This is a genomic window from Phycisphaerales bacterium, from assembly GCA_016716475.1.
Lineage (GTDB): Bacteria > Planctomycetota > Phycisphaerae > UBA1845 > Fen-1342 > JADJWG01.
Genome location: JADJWG010000002.1, coordinates 91,367 through 109,009, shown reverse-complemented (window position 1 = coordinate 109,009; position 17,643 = coordinate 91,367). Strand labels below are relative to the sequence as shown.

Genomic DNA, 17,643 nt, shown 5'->3' with positions numbered 1-17,643 from the left:
TTCCTTGCTCCGATGCCCTTGCACGCACCCTTACCCCACGGTCGGCAGCGTCACCCGGTGGTACAGCAGCGGGTTCAGCGAACTCCCCACCCGTTCCCCCGGCTGCTGACCCGGCAGCCAGCGCGCCAGGTCCGCGGGGCGGTGCGGGTTGTCTGGCGCCACAATGCGCGCGTCATCGGCGACGTAGATGACCGTCATCACCTCGCGCATCACGCTGGTGCGATTGCCCGGCGCCATGTGCATCGTCCAGCCCGCATGGAAGGTTGCGTCTCCTGCCCGGAGCGGTTCTACGACCACCGGGAAGCCCCGCTCCGCCAGGATGCGCTTCAAGGCGGCATCGGAGGTCTCCGAAATGGACTCCGCGCACAACCCCCCTTCACGGTGCGAGCCGGACGCAAACGTCAGCGCCCCCATCTCCACGGGGACATCGACCAAGGGCATCCACATGGTGATCATGTGCGGGGTGTCAAACGGCCAATAATACTGATCCTGGTGCCAGAACGTCGGGCCACCGCCCGGTTCCTTGAACAGCGCCTGGTCGTGGTACAACCGCACGCCCTCGACGCCCATCAGCTCGGCGGCAAGGCGGGCAAAACGGCGGGCAAACGTGAACCGGGCCACCACCGCATCCGTCTCCCACAGGTTTGCCACCTGGAGAAACGCCTGGTGGTATGCATCGCGCTCATGCAGGGGCACCTGGTCCTTCCCGCTGCCACGGACAAAAGCAGCGATGGCCGCACGGTAGGGTGCCAGCTCCGCCACACTCACCACTTCACGAAGCAGGATGTGACCATCGCGCTGGTAGGCAGCCAGGGCCTCCGTCGACAACGCGTAGGCACTGTCGAGCGGTGGGAGGTTTGCACCTGTGCTCATCTTGCCGCACCACCTTTCGCACCAGCTTCCGCACGGGATCTTACCCGTGCCTGTACTGCGGCGATCGCAGCCCCGAGCGCCGGTGCCGCGCGCAATTGCGACGATACCAGGAATCCGGGTCGCAGCGCCCCTGTGCCCGTGAGCACAGCCGCGGTGATGGCCGGCTCTTGCGCGGTGCGTAACAGCGCCGCCAGGCACGCCTCAAGCGGCGCTGCAAAGTATGGCCGCAATTCGGACCAGGCGTAGAGCACACCGATGCGCTGCCCAATGATGATCCGCTCCAGCACGGTGCCACGGAAGGGATGTTCCTCCGCCAGCCGCGCATAGGCGTCACCACGGTGAGTCGCTGCGATGCGTCCGCGAAAGATCGTGAGAATGCGTTCAGCGAGCAGCTCCGCCAGCACGAGGGCCGCCGTATGCAGGGTGGCACGCGCCACAGGATCGCCAGCCAGGGCGGCCCGCTCGGGGAATTCCCGATTCGCAGCACCAACGCCACCGTACAGGTTGGCATGAACGGCATTGAGTGATTTGGCCGAGATGAGCCGCTCAAACGTGGGCCCTAAGGCACTGGTCAGTTGCCATGATTTCTGGAGCCAGGTACGGGCCTGATCCATGGGTACAAGTCCGCCATGCAGCTTGAGCGCATCGGCGACGCCTGTCCCTCCCCCGACATAGTACGCATGCGCGACATCACGGAAGAGTCCCTCGCCGGCGTGCTCCTCGCCGAGTCCGCAGTAGTCGGCATCAGAACCGAGCGCGGCAATGGGAGCCGCAAGACGCAGCCCACGTTGCGTCAGTTCGCCTTCCAACTGCCGGAGATAGTCGGGCAGGCGTGGGCCGTTGTTGATGACCGCAATGCCACGGCCGTCGGAAGTCTTCAGGCCGGGCATACCGATGCCGATCAGGAGCGCTGCCTGCGGATCGGTTCCAGCTTGCTCTGCCACGGCAGCAACGGCGCCGGCCGTGGCCCGAATCCACGCGGTGCCCTGTTCCTGCTCGTGCGCAGTAAGGACGATGGCACCGGCGTCGCGCTGGGCAAGCTGCTCCCCGACCGGGACGGGTACGAACCCGGCGATGATCGGGTAGACGCAGCCGCTGGCCTCGGCGCGCAGCGTAAAGGAGGCGGGCCGGTCGAAGTCGTCACAAGTGGCGGCGTGGGCCTTGGCTTCGGTCGCGCCACCATCGACACCGATGAGGAGAAGATCTTGATTCATGTGCGATCGGTCTTCATGCCCGTTGGGGCGTCATCATGGCGGGCTGATCCGTGGATTGGGACAGACCCTTCAAGCCGGATGCGACCGGCTCAGGACGACTTTGCTCCGAGTGCCTGCCGCCGATGCAGGGCCTCCAGTCGCATGTGATCCTTGGCATTGTCGTTGCGGTCGATCGTGGTCTGGTCGATCGCGTGGTCGGTGCCTCCGGAGTGCCGGATCACCTCGTAAATCGGTTCCCAGACGCGTCCAATGGTGAAGCGCTCGCTGATTCGCAGGACGAGATCGTAATCCTCACCGTAGTTCCGGCACTGGGCTGTATCGTTCACGCCGAACCAGCCGGCCGCGGCAATCGCCTTGACATGCGCCGCCCGTGGGGCACCGGCCCCGTTGATCCGCAGCAGGTTGTTGCGGCCGTTGTCCGCCGTCCACTCGTCGTGGGTTACAACGGGGATCTCCGCATTACGGTGCAATGCGCCGGATTGGGCATCGAGCGTCCATACCTCGTATGAACCCACGACCATACCTACAGTGGGGTCCGCCTGGAACACCGCCAGGAGCTTCTCCACCGCGTCGGGCTTCAAGCGGTCGTCAGAATCGAGTTGTACGTAAAACTTGCCGCGCGCGGCGGCGATACCCGTGTTGAGGCAGAGTCCGAGGTTGTTGACATCGACGACAATGAGGCGGACGGGCGGTTTATCGGGTTGGTGCCGGTCTCCGCCCGGCATGTACCGCCGTACTTCGTCCGCTGTCGGATCCGCCGGTCCGCCGTTCACGACCACGATCATCTCGACCTGCTGAATCGTTTGCGCCTGCACGCTTTCTATCGCCCGGCCGATGAACTCGGGCCGCTGGTTGACCGGCGTCACGATGCTGGCAAGGCAATTTCGAAAGGCCTCATTCTCGGCGGTGGTATATTCCAGACTGCCGACGTGGACACCGGGGGCGAGTCGTGCCCCGACACGCTCCAGGTGCGCCGTGCAGGCGCGCTCCAACTCGAGTTGTGTCTGTTTGTCAGCGAGCAGGTATGCGAACACGTTGTGTCCCGCACCCGCGGCGGCCACCGAGTAGAGCCCGCCCGCGTAGCGGTTCGCGATGTGTACAGCATCGTGCCGCTCCGTCGCGCGCAACCGCAGGTCGTACCAGTCGGCGGCGGCACCGTATTCGGTCGAGAAGCCGCCCAGGGTCCGCAGTACCTGCGTGGGAAAGAGGAAGGCCGCCCCGAAGTCCGTGGTCTCGCGCAGCCGGCCCGGATGCCAGTCGAGCAGGTGGACTTCACGCTTCTGGCCGGCGCTGTCGACGCGGTCATAATCCGCGTACACGAAGCCCACCGGCCGCAGGTGCCGAGTGGCCGCGGCACTGCCCCGCGCGGCGTGCCGAGTGGCGGCCATCACCAGGGTCTGCACGGCGGACTGCCGCAAGGTGACCGCCGCCTGATCGTTGAGGACGAGCAGGATGTAGTCGCCGGTCGCGGCCTGCAGTGCCGCATTGAGCATGGCGGCCCGGTTGGCGTAGGTCCCGGGCAGGTGGCGCACCTTGGCGACAAGGTCGCCGTCGGCAAAGTCCGGGCGGGCATCCGGCCCGCGGTCATCCACAATGAGGATTTCATGTGGTCGCAGATCCTGGGCTACCACGGACTGGAGCGTGGTGACGAAAGCGCCACGGTCATAGGGCAGCGGCTCCCGAAAGAGCAGCACGATGGAAACACGAGTTTCGAGGAATGAGTTGGCCATGGGCGGTGATTCTACCAAGGGTCCGAGAGGCGGCCAACGTGCCGCCGGCGCACTTATCCATACGCCGTGACCAGCTCCGCCTGCGGATAATAGTGTGTACAGATCTGGCGGTGGTCATACCCGAGCAGAGCCATTCCAAGGGCCCCGATCTGGCAGAGTCCCACACCGTGACCCCAGCCGGCACCGCGCAGGGTGAGAGCCGTCAGGCGACCTTCGGCGGTGCGCTCGGGGCGGACTGCAAACGCGCTGCTGTAAAGGAATCCGCGGTGCAGAACCTGCCGAATCCGGTACTCACTGTCGAGCCGGCTGCGTTGCTCCCGACCCGCGGTATCGCGCCAGAGCACCTCGACGCTGTACGCGCGGCCGCTGACCCCGCGTCCACGCACACGCAGGTCACACACCTCGGTCAGCTCCGCCGCATCCGTCATCCGTTCCCGCAGTAGTGCCGCCAGCTCGGCCTGCGGATAGCGCACCGTCCAGCGGAAGTAATCATCCGTCGTATCGACACGCCCCAGGTAGCGCCCGATGGCGTCGAGCGGCACCACGTTCGGGCTGCAGAAACAGGTCGTCCGCGCCACCCACGGGCCGTCCAGATACTCGTCAAGATGAGCGTCGATGAGGGGGAAAAAACGGTGCTCGGCGGCGCCCGGAGGTGCGTCCACGATGGCCGAAAGGCCCGGCTTCTCGAAGCCCCAGACCGCCACCGGCGTTTCCGAAATACCGCCGCAGCTCTTCGCATAGTTGGCATCGAGCACGACTCCCGTGGGCGCCCGCAGCACCTGTCCGCGCGTCGCATGCGTCGCTTCCAGCGCCGTCGGGCTCAGATCACCCGTGCCCTGGTAGCGTTGGCAACAGTCGTCGTTGCAGCGGTCGAAGGGCTCGTCGCCGTGCTTGGGTTCGGTCAGCGCGAGGAGCCAGGAGCGCGCCACGATGCACTGCGCCGCCAGGAGCGCCGGCGGGCAGGCGCCGCTCATCTCCGCCGTAATCACGCCCGCGAGATAATCTTCCAGCGGGAGTTCGTTGACGACCACGAGGCCACCGGCCGCGGGCACGATCTCGAGTGCGCCTGACAAAAACTGATGGATGCGCTTCTGCCAGTGGAAGCCCCGCCCTGCCACAATATCGCGCACCATGACACCTGCTCCCGGCACAAGGGCCGTCGGAGTTCGCGGCATCAGCCGGATGCACGACGCGCGTCGCAGACGTTGATCCCCCAGCGTAAATGCAACCGTTTCCCCGTCGAGGTGCAGTGCGAGCAGCGCGCCGGCCGGTGCTGCTTCGCCCCCATCACCCGCATCGAGCGTGTAGTCGACGGTCGGGATCTCAATGACGAGATCGCGCTGCCCGTCTTGTGCCAGCACAATGCCGATCCGCACCATGGGTTCACGTTGCATTGCCAACGTCCAAGCCGACATTCGTGGTGCCGTAGTACTCGGCATGATCACACTCCCACGGCCTGCTGCCGTGCTTCCGTCGCCAGCCGCCGAAAGACCGCGGTGACCTCCTCGAGACCGGCCGGCCGCGACGTCGCCAGCCAGGCCGCCTCGAATTCCGGTACGAGTTCATCGCAGGTCGCGGCCAGGTTGCGTAGCCCGGCGCCAACGGTTGCACCCGCCGCCATGCGCCGCGCGAGCAGGCAGCGTTGTGCCACCAGAGCATGCACGCGTAACGCCAGGTCGAGCTCGGCACAGTCACGCGCCGCCAGCGGGTCCTCCGGAGCGAGTGCGGCGAAGGCGGCGGCCGCACTGCGCGCCGCATCCTCCCATCGTTCCAGCGCCTCAGTACCCAGCACTTCCGGCAGGGTCACGGTCGGCAGTGGGGCATACAGTGCCGGCCAGACGCGGATCGTGTCCGCCAGGGCCACCGCGTGTCGCCACGCCTCCAGGGGGGCCGCATCATCAAGTCCATAGGCCAGCCGGACGAAGGCCGCATCAAACTCTACGCCTGTCGGACCGGTTGGATTCCACGCGAGTGCGGCCCCCAACGCCAGCGCTGGAAAAGCCGCGCCGGGCGGGGACGGGTGTCCGCCGTCGCCCCATTCGGTGTTGAGCAGGCCGATGGCACCATGTCGCGCCCCGGCTCGTGCGTGGCCGAGGATGTTCTCTTCGGCATAGCTCAGGTCGTGAACTGCGCGGTTCCATCCATGGGTGGCCGGACAGACACAGGTATCGAAGCCGTGGGCGCGGAACTGCGCGGTCGTGTCATAGTCGAAGTCCCGCGTGTAACCCCAGTTCAACACTGTCACATCGCGCGGCAACTCGGGAATCAACTCCGGGTGGTTCCGGATGACATCGCCCCACAGCAGTACCGCGCGACCATGCTCCGCCACAAGCTGGTGCAACCACAGGAGATGTTCAAGGAACATCCGTCCGGAGCCGATCTGCGCCGCGCGGTCCCGGCCGCGCCCCTTGCCGAGATCCCACGTCTCATCGCAGCAGATGTTGAAGCGTCGTGCCGTGAAGCACGGCAGCAATTCCGCGATCAGGGTACGGAGCAGGTCGCGCGCTGCGGGCTGGCTCGCGTCGAGCGTCAGCCCGCGCGTGCGTTCATCCCAGGTCATGACCTCCCAGTTCTTCGACGCCGGGATTTCTGCCAGCGCACCATACTGCGGCAAACTAAGGATACGCCCCATGTGCCCGAAGCACGCCAGGGCTGGAACCAGCTCAACATGATGAGCACGGCAGTGCGCATCCAGCTCTCGGAGGTCGTCTGGTGTCAGAGCATCACAATCCGCGCTGATCGCAGGATCACAGGAAAACGCAAAGGTGTGCTCCATGTAGAGTTGCAGGTGGTTCAACTTCAGCGCTGCCAGGCGATCGACGAGCGTGTGCAGCGACGCCTGCGTCGGCACACGGCCACGACTGATATCGAGTGAGACCCCCCGCTGGGCAAAGATCGGCGCATCGTCGATCATGAACGTCGGCCAGATCGCCCCCCCGAGTTCGACCCATTGCCGGAGCGTGCGCAACCCATAAGCCACCCCATGGACCGAGCGCGCCCGTAATCGTGCTCCCTGTCGCGTGACCTCCAGTTCGTAGCCCTGTTCGGTGGCCGGTGGCAGCGTGACCGCATCCTGAACTCCGATCGGCACCTCCGTAGCCACCGTCTCGTCATTGACCAGCAGGATCGACACGCCCCCCTCAGCCGCGGTCGAACCGACCTCTAGAACCACACCGAACCTTCGCAGGCACGCATCCGCCAGTGCGACCAGGTCGGCTGCCAGGGCAACGCGCAACTGATCGGGTAGACGCACCGGCAGTGGTAACGGAAGTCGCCACACTTCACCGGTGAAACGGAGCGAACTCGGACGGGGGAGCAGTTTCGCGGCCATCTCTTCGGGAGACACGATCGAAAATCCTCGCAACAACTCCCTCTGCCCACCGATCCCCAGCCGCAGCGGCCGGGACCGGCGATACAGTGAGCAGCGTACCGCGCGGTGCCATTCCGTGAAATTGCGGGGGGGCTTCGGGCGGAAGCAGGCCATGCGATTGTGGGCCGCCGCCGTACCGTCACTCCTTTCCCGTGGCTGCATGAGCGTGGTAGTATTCAGGGTGCACGCGAGAGTGGCGGAATTGGCAGACGCACCAGATTTAGGTTCTGGCGGGGTAACCCGTGCGGGTTCGAGTCCCGCCTCTCGCACTCGTGGCCATTCCGGTCGCGGACGAACGTGCAGCCGCTTCGCCCGGTCAAGGAGGACCCCATGAACGGTGGACCCATTGGTGTCTTCGACTCCGGACTGGGGGGGCTGTCCGTGGCACGCCATTTGCGGCAACTGTTGCCCCACGAGGACCTGGTCTATTTCGGAGATACGGCGCGCGTGCCCTATGGCACCAAGTCACAGCCCACCGTCGTGCAGTTCGCACTCGAAACGTCCGGTTTTCTGCTGCAGTTCGAACCCAAGCTGATCGTGGCCGCGTGCAATACAGCCAGTGCACTGGCGATGGAAGAGTTGCAGCGCGAGTTGCCGGTGCCTGTTGTGGGAGTCGTGGAGCCAGGTGCGCGGGCGGCCGTCGCACTGGCGCACGGTAAACTGGCCGCAGTCATTGGTACCGAGGCGACCATCGGGAGCCAGGCTTACGCTCGGGCGATCGCCACACTCGCGCCAGAGCAGCGACTGCTCGGGCAGCCGTGCCCCCTGCTGGTACCGCTCGTGGAAGAAGGCCGGACCGACACAGACCCGATCGTACTTTTGACGGTGGAGACGTATCTCGGACCGTTACGTGAGCGGGGTATCGGGGTTCTGGTCCTGGGATGTACCCACTATCCGCTGCTCCGCGGTGCGATCGCAGCGTGCCTGGGCCCCGCAGTCGCAATCGTAGACAGCGGGCGCGAAACTTCGCTCGAGGTGCAGCAACAGCTCGCCGCAGTCAACGGGTTGAGGGGCCCGGAGCACACCGGTACGATGCGCTGTTACGTGAGCGACAATCCGGCACGATTTCGCGAAGTGGGATCGAGGTTTCTCAATGAGTCGATCGAGCACGTCGAGCTGGTGGAACCGGAGCGTTACGTGGGGGTGCCATTGCGCTGCGCGCCGCGGCCGTAGGGGTATCGCGAATGGAGTAATCGTTGCGGCCCTGCTCATGCCAATGGCCGGCTGCCATGACGGACCGCTGCTCGAGATGAAGCTCGATCGCGCCGTACAAAAAGTCTTCGAGCCGCAGCATTCGGCACAGCAGAACATGCTCGTGGCGGTCTCCGCCGAGGATCCGGACGCACGCCGCCGCGCCGTAACCGAGATCTCCAAGAGCAACCAGCGGAACCGCGACTGGGCGGTGCGCGGCTTCATGGCGATTGCCTTGCTGGAGACGGACCCCCAGACACGCTGTGTCGCACTGCGGGGCCTGGGGCGTACCCATGACCCACGCGGCCTCGAGACCGCACTCAAAATCCTCAATTTCAACGAGCATCCCGCGGAACAGGTCTGGCCACCGGTCGATCTGGTGCGCTGGGATGCGACGAAGTTGATTGCGGATGCGGCCGTGGCGGGGCGCGTCCCCGAGGACCTGCACGCGGAGGTGCGGCGTACCCTGCTCGCACGGCTCGCCAGCGACACAGACCGGCATGCGCGGCGAGAAGCCGCTCGCGGGCTGGTGTGCTGTCCGGATGAGGAGGTGTTGGCGGCACTGGTAGCGGGCCTGCGGGATCAGGATTTTGCCGTCACCCACGAATGCGAATGCACGCTGGTCGCGCTGACCGGCGAAACCCACCACGGCAACCCGTTCGCATGGGAGCAGTGGCTCGCCGAGCACCACGCTGCGGCCTTCGTCAAGGCGGGGAATGTGCCGGAAAGCCGTCAGCCACCCTATCGCAATGGCGTGGAGTGGGTGGCGTACGAGACGCAGCAGCTCGTGCAGTGGCTCTGGCCGGGCAGCGCGGACTAGAGGCCGCCGCGCCGTTCGCACCCGGGAGCGCACTCGCATGGCCAACCCACAATCCAGCCCGCGCGCGCCGCGCCGCTGGCCTTGGGGCTTGGGCCTTGCCCTGCTCTGCCTGCTTGGCATCCTCTGTATCACAGTACCGCTGCTGTTCTGGTCCTCCTCGGTCGATGGTCTCGAACCGCCGCCACCGGCACCGCCGCTTGATGTCTCTGCTTTGCCGGCACCCCGACCCCCCGTAACCACACGCTCCACGGCCACGCGCCCGGCACGCCCGCCCCAAGTTGAGCCACCCGCTGTACCGACCGGGCCCATTGTGGATCGCCGCCGTACGCAGGAGGGAGCCGCCCCCCAGGCGAAGCCCGCCGCACCACCGGAGCGGCTGCCGCCGCGCCCCTCCGGCAGCCCCCTGCCCGGCGATCCAGCGGAGGAGGAGTGGGACCGCTCTGAGGAGGCCCGCCGCCGTGGCGTGACACGCTACGGCGGTTCCCAGCAGACCGAGGGCGCCGTCGAGGCCGGCTTGGCCTGGCTTGCGGCACACCAGGCACCCGATGGCACGTGGAGCCGGCTGCACTTTGACCGGCAGTGTCCCGCTGGTGATCGCTGTGGGGGCGTCGCCGTCACCCGGCTCAATGTCGATCTCGACCCCGGCCTGACGGGATTGGCACTGCTTGCGTTTCTCGGAGCGGGATATACGGACCAAACCGGCCCGTATCCGTTGGTCGTGCGCAGCGCCGTGGATGCCCTGTTACAATTTCAGGTGGCGGCCGGCGGCTTCGGTGTAAGCGACGCGATGGCCGGCTACAACGACGCGCTCGCCACGCTCGCATTGGCTGAGTACCTCGCGCTCTCTGGTGACGACCGGGTGCGGCCGGCCTTGGAACGCGCCGTGCAGAACCTGGTCGCTAGTCAACAGGCCCTCGGCGGCTGGGACTACCGCCGGGCACCGAACACGGGGCGGAATGATTCGTCCATCACCGCGTGGATGGTGCAGGCCCTGCACGCCTGCCTCGCGGTCGAAGTAGACGTACCCCGTAACACGCTGATCCGCGCGGCGTTGCACTTCCAGCGGGCCACCGAACCCGACGGCCGCGTACGCTACGCCGACTCGGGCACCGGTTTCCGGCTCGACGACAATTATCGCCCCCGCTACCAGCATGGACCGGGGATGTTCGCCGCTGGGCTGATGAGCACGCAGATGCTGGGTTGGCGTCTTGACGCTCCTCAGCCACTACGCCAGCGTGGTCTCCTGCTCGACCACCTGCCCTCCGCGGCACGGGCCCGGGGCCGCGATCCGACCCAGTTCCACAACGAGTACTACTGGTACTATGGCACGCTGGCTATGTTCCAACGCGGCGGCCAGGATTGGGAGCGCTGGAACGCCCGCCTGCGCGATGAGATCCTGCCACTGCAGGAGCGCGAACTGACACGCGATGGGCTGCGCAAACACACTTTCGGGAGCTGGGTCCCCTTCGGTTCCAACTGGGGGCTGTTCGGCCGGATGGGCGGCCGGGTGTATGCGACCGCGATCGCAACGCTGACGCTCGAGATCTATTACCGCCACACGCCGACATTCCTCACGGAAGATGTGCTCTTCAGCGCGGGCGACTGGCGAACCCACCTCGCCGCCCAGTCACCGCGCGATCGCCTGCTCGCGCTGGAGGTGCTGCGGGAGCTGCGCTTGGAGGTCGCGGAGCCGGTGCTTGTCGACCTGCTGCGCGATGCCGATCTGCGCCTGGGCCTCGGTGCCGCCGCCGCTCTGGCTGAAATCGACTCCCCCCTGGGAGTTCCGCTGCTCGACCGCACGATCAGTACGTTGCCGCCCTGGGAACAGCCACGCTTTGTCGCGGCACTGGAGCGCGGTCGGGCGGTGTTGAGCATGAAGCCCACGGAAGGCCACGTGCGTTACGTGGATGGTGAGCAGCGACTCGCCACGATCGAAATGTCGCGCAGCTACGTAGGCATGCGACTCACGCTGCGCCGCGGGGATCGCGACCTCGGAGAACTGCGCGTCGTGCAGCGTTTTACCGGCCGGACCCTTGCGGTAGCCGAGTGGAGCGACGCAACCCTGACGATTCTGCCAACCGCGGGGGACCGGCTCGTGGGCAGGTAAAAACTCTTTCTGCCGGCAAGGCCGTCCCGCCCGGGAACCGTCAACACGAATCGTAGCTGAACTGCGATGCCACGTAACTGCGACCGGTCGCAGGATGCGCTCATACCCCCCGCGTAGGACCTCCGACCGTTGCGAGATCGCCGCCCAAACCTTACTCTTTTGGGGTTCGAGCGGACTCCGGCATGGGGGCGCCGGTGTTCCGCGGTGAGTCCCAGCTTTCTCCTGGCGGACGGAACGACATGTGGCATAGCTCGGTGTGCGCTTTCAGGTTCCCATTTCTGGTACTCATCTTGACCGGTGGCTTGCTGGTCGCCAGCGGTTGCCGCAAGGAGCCGGGTGAGCCGGCCCCGGCTGCCGGCAGCAGCACAAGGTCCCCGGGGTCGGCTGCAAGCGCAACCTTCACCCCGCCCGCAATCGATGTGACCGCTCTGCCGCTGCCCCTGCAGATGAAATTCACCAGCGCCCGGAGCGTGGTGAACCGCAGCCCGGAGGATGCCGAAGCAGTCGGGCGGCTCGGAGCGTTGGCGCTCGCCCAGGGCTACCTTGACGAAGCGATACCCCTTTTTGAGCGCGCCCGTACGCTGCGGCCAGACGCCCCCCGCTGGCGTTATGCCCTCGCCCGCGCTTACGAGGCAAAAAAACAGCAAGATGCGGCCATCCGGATGTACGAAATGCTGGCCGGGGATGAAAAGCCGTACCCACCTGCACTCTTGCGGCTTGCGGCGCTCGTGGGCGACCAGGATGCGGCCCGCGCCCGGGTCAACTACGAGGCCGTCCTCAAGCAGGAGGATCGCGCCGCACAACTCGTGGCCCACGCGGGGCTTGGACTGCTGGCGTTGCGGGCCCAGAACGCGGTCGGCGCTGAGCAGCATTTCCGGGACGCCCTGGCCATGGAACCCGGGTACATCCCCGCCCGCACCGGCCTGCACGCCGCTCTGGTGGCCCAGGGTAAAGCGGAAGAAGCAGCACCCTTCGCGGTCCCTGGCGTGGACGAGGTCGTACCCATGCCGCTGGTGGATACCTACGAAGAGGAACTCCTCCGCGAAGGTCTCGACATGGCAACCCTGCTGCGCTACGCCGATCGGTTGCTCGAGCGCGGGCAGTTCCGCGAACTGGAAGAGACTTTGCAGACGGCGGCCGATGTGGATCGCAGCGGCGTGGTCGGGCGGCATGCGCTCGGCCGCTTCCGGTTGATGCAAGCCAACGAGGCCAAGGGTCGTGGCGAGAGCGCCGAGTACGCGGCGCCTGCGGGACGCCCGGGAAAACTTCGCCCAGGCCCGCCGCGACGTGGATGGCAAGGTCTTTGGTCCGGCGGTCGTAAGTCTCGCCGTGACCCACCTCGCAGCTCATGAATTTGAGGCCGCTGAGCTGGTCTTGCGGGAGGATCTGGCTGCGGCGCCGGAAGATACCAACCTCGTCAATGCGCTCGCCTGGCTTCAGGCAACACGCCCGGACGGTACATCCGCCGACCGGGAAGAGTCGCTCGCCATGGCACAGCAGGCCGTGCAGAGCATGACCAACGTCCGCCATGAAGTGTTCGATACACTGGCCGCGGCGCTGGCCGCCGTAGGACGCTTCGACGACGCCGTGCAGGAGATCGAGCGGGCGATTGCAATGGCGGAGCGCGTCAACGCCGGCCAGTTATCGGAGTACCGCCAACGCCGTGCTCTGTATGAACAACGGAAGCCCTACGTACTCGAATAATCCGGCGACCTGGCAACGGGTTCAATCGGCCCCTGTGCCGGACTTCATGCGGTGGGCAATCAGGGGTAGACCGCGATGGGAACGCCCAGCGGTCGCAGCAAGTCCGCAATTTCTTCGAGGGCCGGCGCTTCCAGTGGGGTAGCATCGGCATCGGGGGTCGGTCGAGCGACGGTGTACACCTGGATGAGCTTGAACCGGGCCCCGGCGGCGAGCAGTTCCTCGACCCGGGTACGGTAAGCCGTGACCTCGTGGGGGGCCGGCCCCACCCCCCCGTAACGCAAGAAGAGTGACTGTAGCACGATCGGGCGAACTCGGGCGGTGTCCCGGATGTTTCGCAGCACCTGCGACAGGGGAAAGCATGAACGGTTGATGCGCTGGTAGTGCTCGTCGGTGCCCGCGTCGAGCTTCGCCCAGATCTCGCCTCCGTGGGCGTCGAGTACGGTGAGGGCTTTCGTAACCTCCGGCCGGTGCAAACCACAGGTATTTGTGATCAAGACCAGTTTGATATCGTTCAGGCGGCGCTGTTCACGGATCCCCGCCACCAGGTCCACGGCGGGGCCGAAGACCTCGGACACGGTCGGTTCGCCGCTTCCGGAAAAGGCGATGTCGCGCAGTACCCGGAACTCGCCGGGTGTGGCGCGAAATTCGGGCTCTTCAAAGAGCTGCGCGTTGAGGTCCAGCAAGCTCCGCAACTCCACGTCCAGCCGCTTCAGGTCCACCCGCGCGGGCGGGCGCGGGCGCTCGGCCGCTACCGAGCAGTAGACGCAGTTGAAGGTACAGCGGGCGTCAGGATTCAAGTCGACGCCGATGCTTAATCCATGGCTGCGCCGGGAAATGACTGGATAAACGAGCGAGAATTCACGCCAGCGACGCGGGTGTGAGGAAAAGACTTCGGGCCGAGATTGCATGCGTCAGACTCGCCGGGCCGGGCCTATCATTCTGTGCCGAGATTTCTGGAATATTGGCCCATCGGGGCCGGTTGGTACCAGCGAAAGAATTCTTCTCCACGCGGTGTGGAGAAGGGTTGGCAGGACGTTGCTCGGCTCGCCCTTCCTGCCAACCGACCTTGGCAGACTCGCGATCCGGCGGGGTCGCGAGTCTGCGTTGTTTCTCCGGTTCACCGCCTCAGCCGCCTTCGGCCAGCAGGCGTACATGTTGTGGAACGCAGCGCGCCAAGACACCGGCGTGGTAGCCCCCCTCGAGTACGCTCACCAGTCGGCCGCGGGCATGGCGCTCCGCAACTCCCAGCATCTCCTTCGTCATCCATGGGAAGATTTCATCGGAGAACGAGAGGTTCCCGAGCGGGTCGTCCTCATGGCCGTCGAATCCGGCGGACACCAGCACGACCTGCGGCGCGAAGCGCTCCACCGCCGGCAATACCTCGTCTTCGAAGGCCGTGCGCACATCGGCATCGTTCGCGCCCGGTTCGAGCGGGATGTTGATCGTGTATCCGCGCCCCGGACCCACGCCCACCTCCTCCGCATATCCCGTTCCGGGGTACAGCGTGCGCGGATGGCCGTGCATGCTGATGACCAGCACACACGGGTCCGCCTCGAAAGCATGCTGCGTTCCGTTCGCGTGGTGGACATCGAAATCGAACACGAGGATGCGTGTGATCGAAAACTCCTGCTTCAGAACCGCGGCGGCTAACGCCACGTTGTTGAACAGGCAGAAACCCATGGAACGGTCCCGCTCAGCATGATGCCCAGGCGGACGCACCGCACAGAAGGCCCGCTGTAACTCACCGCGCGCCACACGGCGCACCGCGTCGAGTACCCCCCCAGCAGCCAGTCGCGCGATGTCATAGCTTTCGGGGCAGACCGCCGAATCCGGAACATCCACGAAGGGGTATCCCTGGCGGCAAGCGGCCTCCACCCGCACGAGGTAATCGCGGGTATGCACCGCCTGCAGTATGTCCTCTCCCACATACACACCCGGCAAGACAGGGCATTGGTCCAGCAGTCCGGCCGCCTGCAGCGCGTCGGTGATGATGCGCAGGCGCTCGGGAGACTCCGGATGACCATCGCCGGTGTGATGCCGGACGAATCGCTCGTCTAAAAGGATCGCGAAGTCTGCCATGTCGCCCAGTGTAACAAATCCGGGCGCGCCCCGCCCGCGAATTTCATCCGGTTTCCCTGGCCATGCCGGTTTGACAACCTGTCCACCGTTTCACCTGACGGAGAGGTCACGGCCCACTCCCCCGCTCGTGATTCCGGCGACCTGCCCAAGACACTAGAGGAGTTCGACCGGATCCACGTCGATGGTCAGCCGTTCCACCCGTGGCCGCACGGCGCGGTCGCTGCGAATCACCTGGAGCAACTGTTGCATACTGTGGTTACGCGGTCCCCGTAGGAGGACTTGCCAGCGCAACCGCCCGCGCTGCTGGCGAAGCAGGCAGGGCTCGGCCTCCTCGATCCGCAGCGCCGCACTCAGGCGGCCGGCCGTCTCCTTCAGCAGCCCCGCGACGCGCAGCGCTTCGCCCCGCGCCTGTCCCGGGCGCCCGTCGGCGAGCACCAGCCGGACGAGCCGCGTGAAAGGTGGCTGCCACAGGCGTTCCCGCAGCGGCAACTCGGACTGCGCGAAGGCCTCGTAGTCCTGGCGAAGTGCATCGCCGATCACGGGGGGGGGATCGGGCGCCGTTTGCACGATGGCGAGCGACCTACCCTCCTTGCGGCCGGCGCGGCCGACGACCTGCACGATGAGTTGAAAAACACGCTCGCCAGCGCGGAAGTCCGGCAGGCGCAATCCCTCGTCAGCCGCAAGCACTCCGACAAGCGTGACCGCGGGAAAATCGAGCCCCTTCGCAACCATCTGGGTGCCGAGCAGCACATCGGCCTCGCGGCGTGTGAAGCCGGCGATGGCGGCCTCGTAGTCGTCGCGCCTGCGCATCGTGTCGCCATCGAGCCGCAGAATCCGGGCCTTGGGGTAACGTGCGCGGAGTTCTTCCTCCAAGCGCTGAATCGCCGCCCCGGCGCGCTCCAGGCGGCCGCCGCAGCCGGCATCGAGGCAGTGCTCCGGCGCCGGGCTCGAAGTGCCGCACCGATGGCACTTCAACTTCGCACCACTGCGATGATAGACGAGGTGCCCGTGGCAGCGTTCACACCGCGCCACGGTGCCGCAGCGGGTGCAGCGCAGATAGGGTGCGTAGCCGCGCCGATTGTAGAGCAGGATGGCCTGTTCCTGATCCGCCAGGACGCGCGCCAACTCGCGCTGCAGGCGCGGCGCGAGCAACCCCCGCTCCCCCGCAGTTGCGGCATGCTCCTCATCCGGACGGTGCGCTACGGCAACCACGCACGGCAACTCGGCGCCCGGCACGCGCTCCGGGAGACGCAGCAGCTCGAAGTGCTGTCGCGTGGTGGCGTTGTGCCAGGTTTCCAGTGCGGGTGTCGCTGACCCGAGCACGACCGGAACCCGTTCGAGCCGACCGCGCATGATGGCCACGTCACGCGCATGGTAGTAGGGTGACGAGAGGTTCTTGAAGCTGGTCTCCTGTTCCTCGTCCACGACAATCAGCCCGAGCCGCGGGCAGGGCGCAAAGACGGCGTTACGTGTGCCGATGACGACATCCACCTCACCGGCCGCAATAGCTGCGAGCGTGTCCTGTCGCAGGCGCACGCTGAGTTGACTGTGCAGTATGGCGACACGCGGAAAACGCCGCGCCAGCCGCGCAACAATCTGTGTCGCCAGTGCAATCTCCGGGATGAGCAGGATGGCCTGGCGGCCTGTAGCGATGACGTGCCGGATCGTACGGACGTAGACCTCGGTCTTGCCGCTGCCGGGGACCCCGAACAACAGGAACACCCGAAAGGGTTCATCCGCCTGCAACTGCTCCGTGATGCGCGTGACGGCCGCCGCCTGGCTGGGGGTGAGCGCGAACACATCCTCCGGTACGGACTCGGCCGCGGACATGGTCAGGGGGGGGCGCGGTGCGGTTTCACGCCGCTCTTCACGCTCGATCAGGCCACGGGTCATCAGCGTGCGCAGAATGGCCCGCGATGTGGCCGAGCGCTCCAACGCGTCCGCCTCCGCCGTCCAGCCGTCGGCGAGCACAGCGAGCAGGGCTTCTTGTCGCGGAGTAATGCGCCCCACCGGGACTGCCGCCACACGGCGCAGATAGCGTTGCACCACCTGGCGCTCGTGCCGGAGGGCGAGCGGGAATACAGCGGCCAGGGTCTTCCAGGGCGAGCAGACGTAATAGGCACTCAGCCAGAGCGACAACTCGAGCAAGGCCGGTGTGAACCACGGTGGGCCGGGGGTGGCGGACATAATCTCCCGGCGGGTGTGCTTCCAGCGTGCGGTCGTCACCCGGGCACAAATCCCATCCACGACGCGCCGGCCACGACCATGCGGAACCCGGACACTGGCACCGGGTTGCACCACTCCTTCAAGAGAGGGCGGGATCGCATAGGTTCGGCTGCGGGGCACCGGCAGCGCAATGGCGACATCCGCGACACGCTGTTCCCTTGTTTCCGCTCCTTCCGGAGCGAGCCATAATTGCCGCACAGGGCGGCCGGGCTTCCGTGCGCCACCATTCAAGTCGCGCTCCTCCGGGCCATCCCGGTATCAGGGCCGGAGTTCGGCCTGATCGGACTCAGTTCGTAATCCTGTCGCGCCATCGTCCGATAGTCCCTGCG

General features: G+C 66.2%; 13 protein-coding genes and 1 tRNA gene. 6 read left to right on the top strand and 8 right to left on the bottom strand.

From position 1 onward, the window contains the following. Positions 1-30 precede the first annotated feature (30 nt). The 5 genes from IPM18_08005 to IPM18_07985 form a co-directional block, all read right to left on the bottom strand. Positions 31-873, bottom strand: a complete 843-nt coding sequence (locus tag IPM18_08005; protein ID MBK9119531.1) for a phytanoyl-CoA dioxygenase family protein — start codon at positions 871-873, stop codon at positions 31-33. Then, positions 870-2,087, bottom strand: coding sequence for a hypothetical protein (locus IPM18_08000; protein MBK9119530.1), 1,218 nt, complete (start codon positions 2,085-2,087; stop codon positions 870-872). The genes IPM18_08005 and IPM18_08000 overlap by 4 nt, the downstream gene beginning before the upstream one ends. Positions 2,088-2,176: 89 nt before the next feature. Continuing rightward, positions 2,177-3,817, bottom strand: coding sequence for a glycosyltransferase (locus tag IPM18_07995; protein ID MBK9119529.1), 1,641 nt, complete (start codon positions 3,815-3,817; stop codon positions 2,177-2,179). A 53-nt stretch (positions 3,818-3,870) separates the two neighbouring features. After that, entirely contained in the window at positions 3,871-5,211 is a 1,341-nt protein-coding gene (locus IPM18_07990) for a SpoIID/LytB domain-containing protein (protein ID MBK9119528.1), read from the bottom strand. A 47-nt stretch (positions 5,212-5,258) separates the two neighbouring features. Further along, on the bottom strand, positions 5,259-7,163 hold the full coding sequence (locus IPM18_07985; protein ID MBK9119527.1) for a family 20 glycosylhydrolase: 1,905 nt from the start codon (positions 7,161-7,163) through the stop codon (positions 5,259-5,261). A 211-nt stretch (positions 7,164-7,374) separates the two neighbouring features. On the opposite strand from IPM18_07985, the gene IPM18_07980 reads away from it, so the two are divergent. The 6 genes from IPM18_07980 to IPM18_07955 all read left to right on the top strand — a co-directional run bounded on the left by IPM18_07980 (position 7,375) and on the right by IPM18_07955 (position 13,009). Then, positions 7,375-7,456 (top strand) — tRNA-Leu (locus IPM18_07980). Between the two features lie 61 nt (positions 7,457-7,517). After that, positions 7,518-8,360, top strand: coding sequence for a glutamate racemase (locus tag IPM18_07975; protein MBK9119526.1), 843 nt, complete (start codon positions 7,518-7,520; stop codon positions 8,358-8,360). A gap of 37 nt (positions 8,361-8,397) precedes the next feature. Further along, entirely contained in the window at positions 8,398-9,198 is an 801-nt protein-coding gene (locus IPM18_07970) for a hypothetical protein (GenBank protein ID MBK9119525.1), read from the top strand. Positions 9,199-9,235: 37 nt separating this feature from the next. After that, positions 9,236-11,305 (top strand): terpene cyclase/mutase family protein, encoded by a 2,070-nt coding sequence (locus tag IPM18_07965; GenBank protein MBK9119524.1) that lies wholly within the window; start codon positions 9,236-9,238, stop codon positions 11,303-11,305. A 290-nt stretch (positions 11,306-11,595) separates the two neighbouring features. Further along, positions 11,596-12,657: a tetratricopeptide repeat protein gene (locus IPM18_07960; protein MBK9119523.1), complete on the top strand. Its 1,062-nt coding sequence runs from the start codon at positions 11,596-11,598 to the stop codon at positions 12,655-12,657. Further along, positions 12,635-13,009, top strand: a complete 375-nt coding sequence (locus IPM18_07955; GenBank protein MBK9119522.1) for a hypothetical protein — start codon at positions 12,635-12,637, stop codon at positions 13,007-13,009. Before IPM18_07960 ends, IPM18_07955 begins: the two co-directional genes overlap by 23 nt. Positions 13,010-13,068: 59 nt before the next feature. Here the strand turns inward: IPM18_07955 and IPM18_07950 are convergent, their stop codons facing one another. The 3 genes from IPM18_07950 to priA all read right to left on the bottom strand — a co-directional run bounded on the left by IPM18_07950 (position 13,069) and on the right by priA (position 17,545). Then, entirely contained in the window at positions 13,069-13,806 is a 738-nt protein-coding gene (locus IPM18_07950) for a radical SAM protein (protein MBK9119521.1), read from the bottom strand. 328 nt (positions 13,807-14,134) lie between these two features. Then, positions 14,135-15,088 (bottom strand): histone deacetylase, encoded by a 954-nt coding sequence (locus tag IPM18_07945; protein ID MBK9119520.1) that lies wholly within the window; start codon positions 15,086-15,088, stop codon positions 14,135-14,137. 153 nt (positions 15,089-15,241) lie between these two features. Then, a complete protein-coding gene (gene priA / locus IPM18_07940) occupies positions 15,242-17,545 on the bottom strand; it encodes a primosomal protein N' (protein ID MBK9119519.1) in 2,304 nt (767 codons plus the stop codon). Positions 17,546-17,643 lie beyond the last annotated feature (98 nt).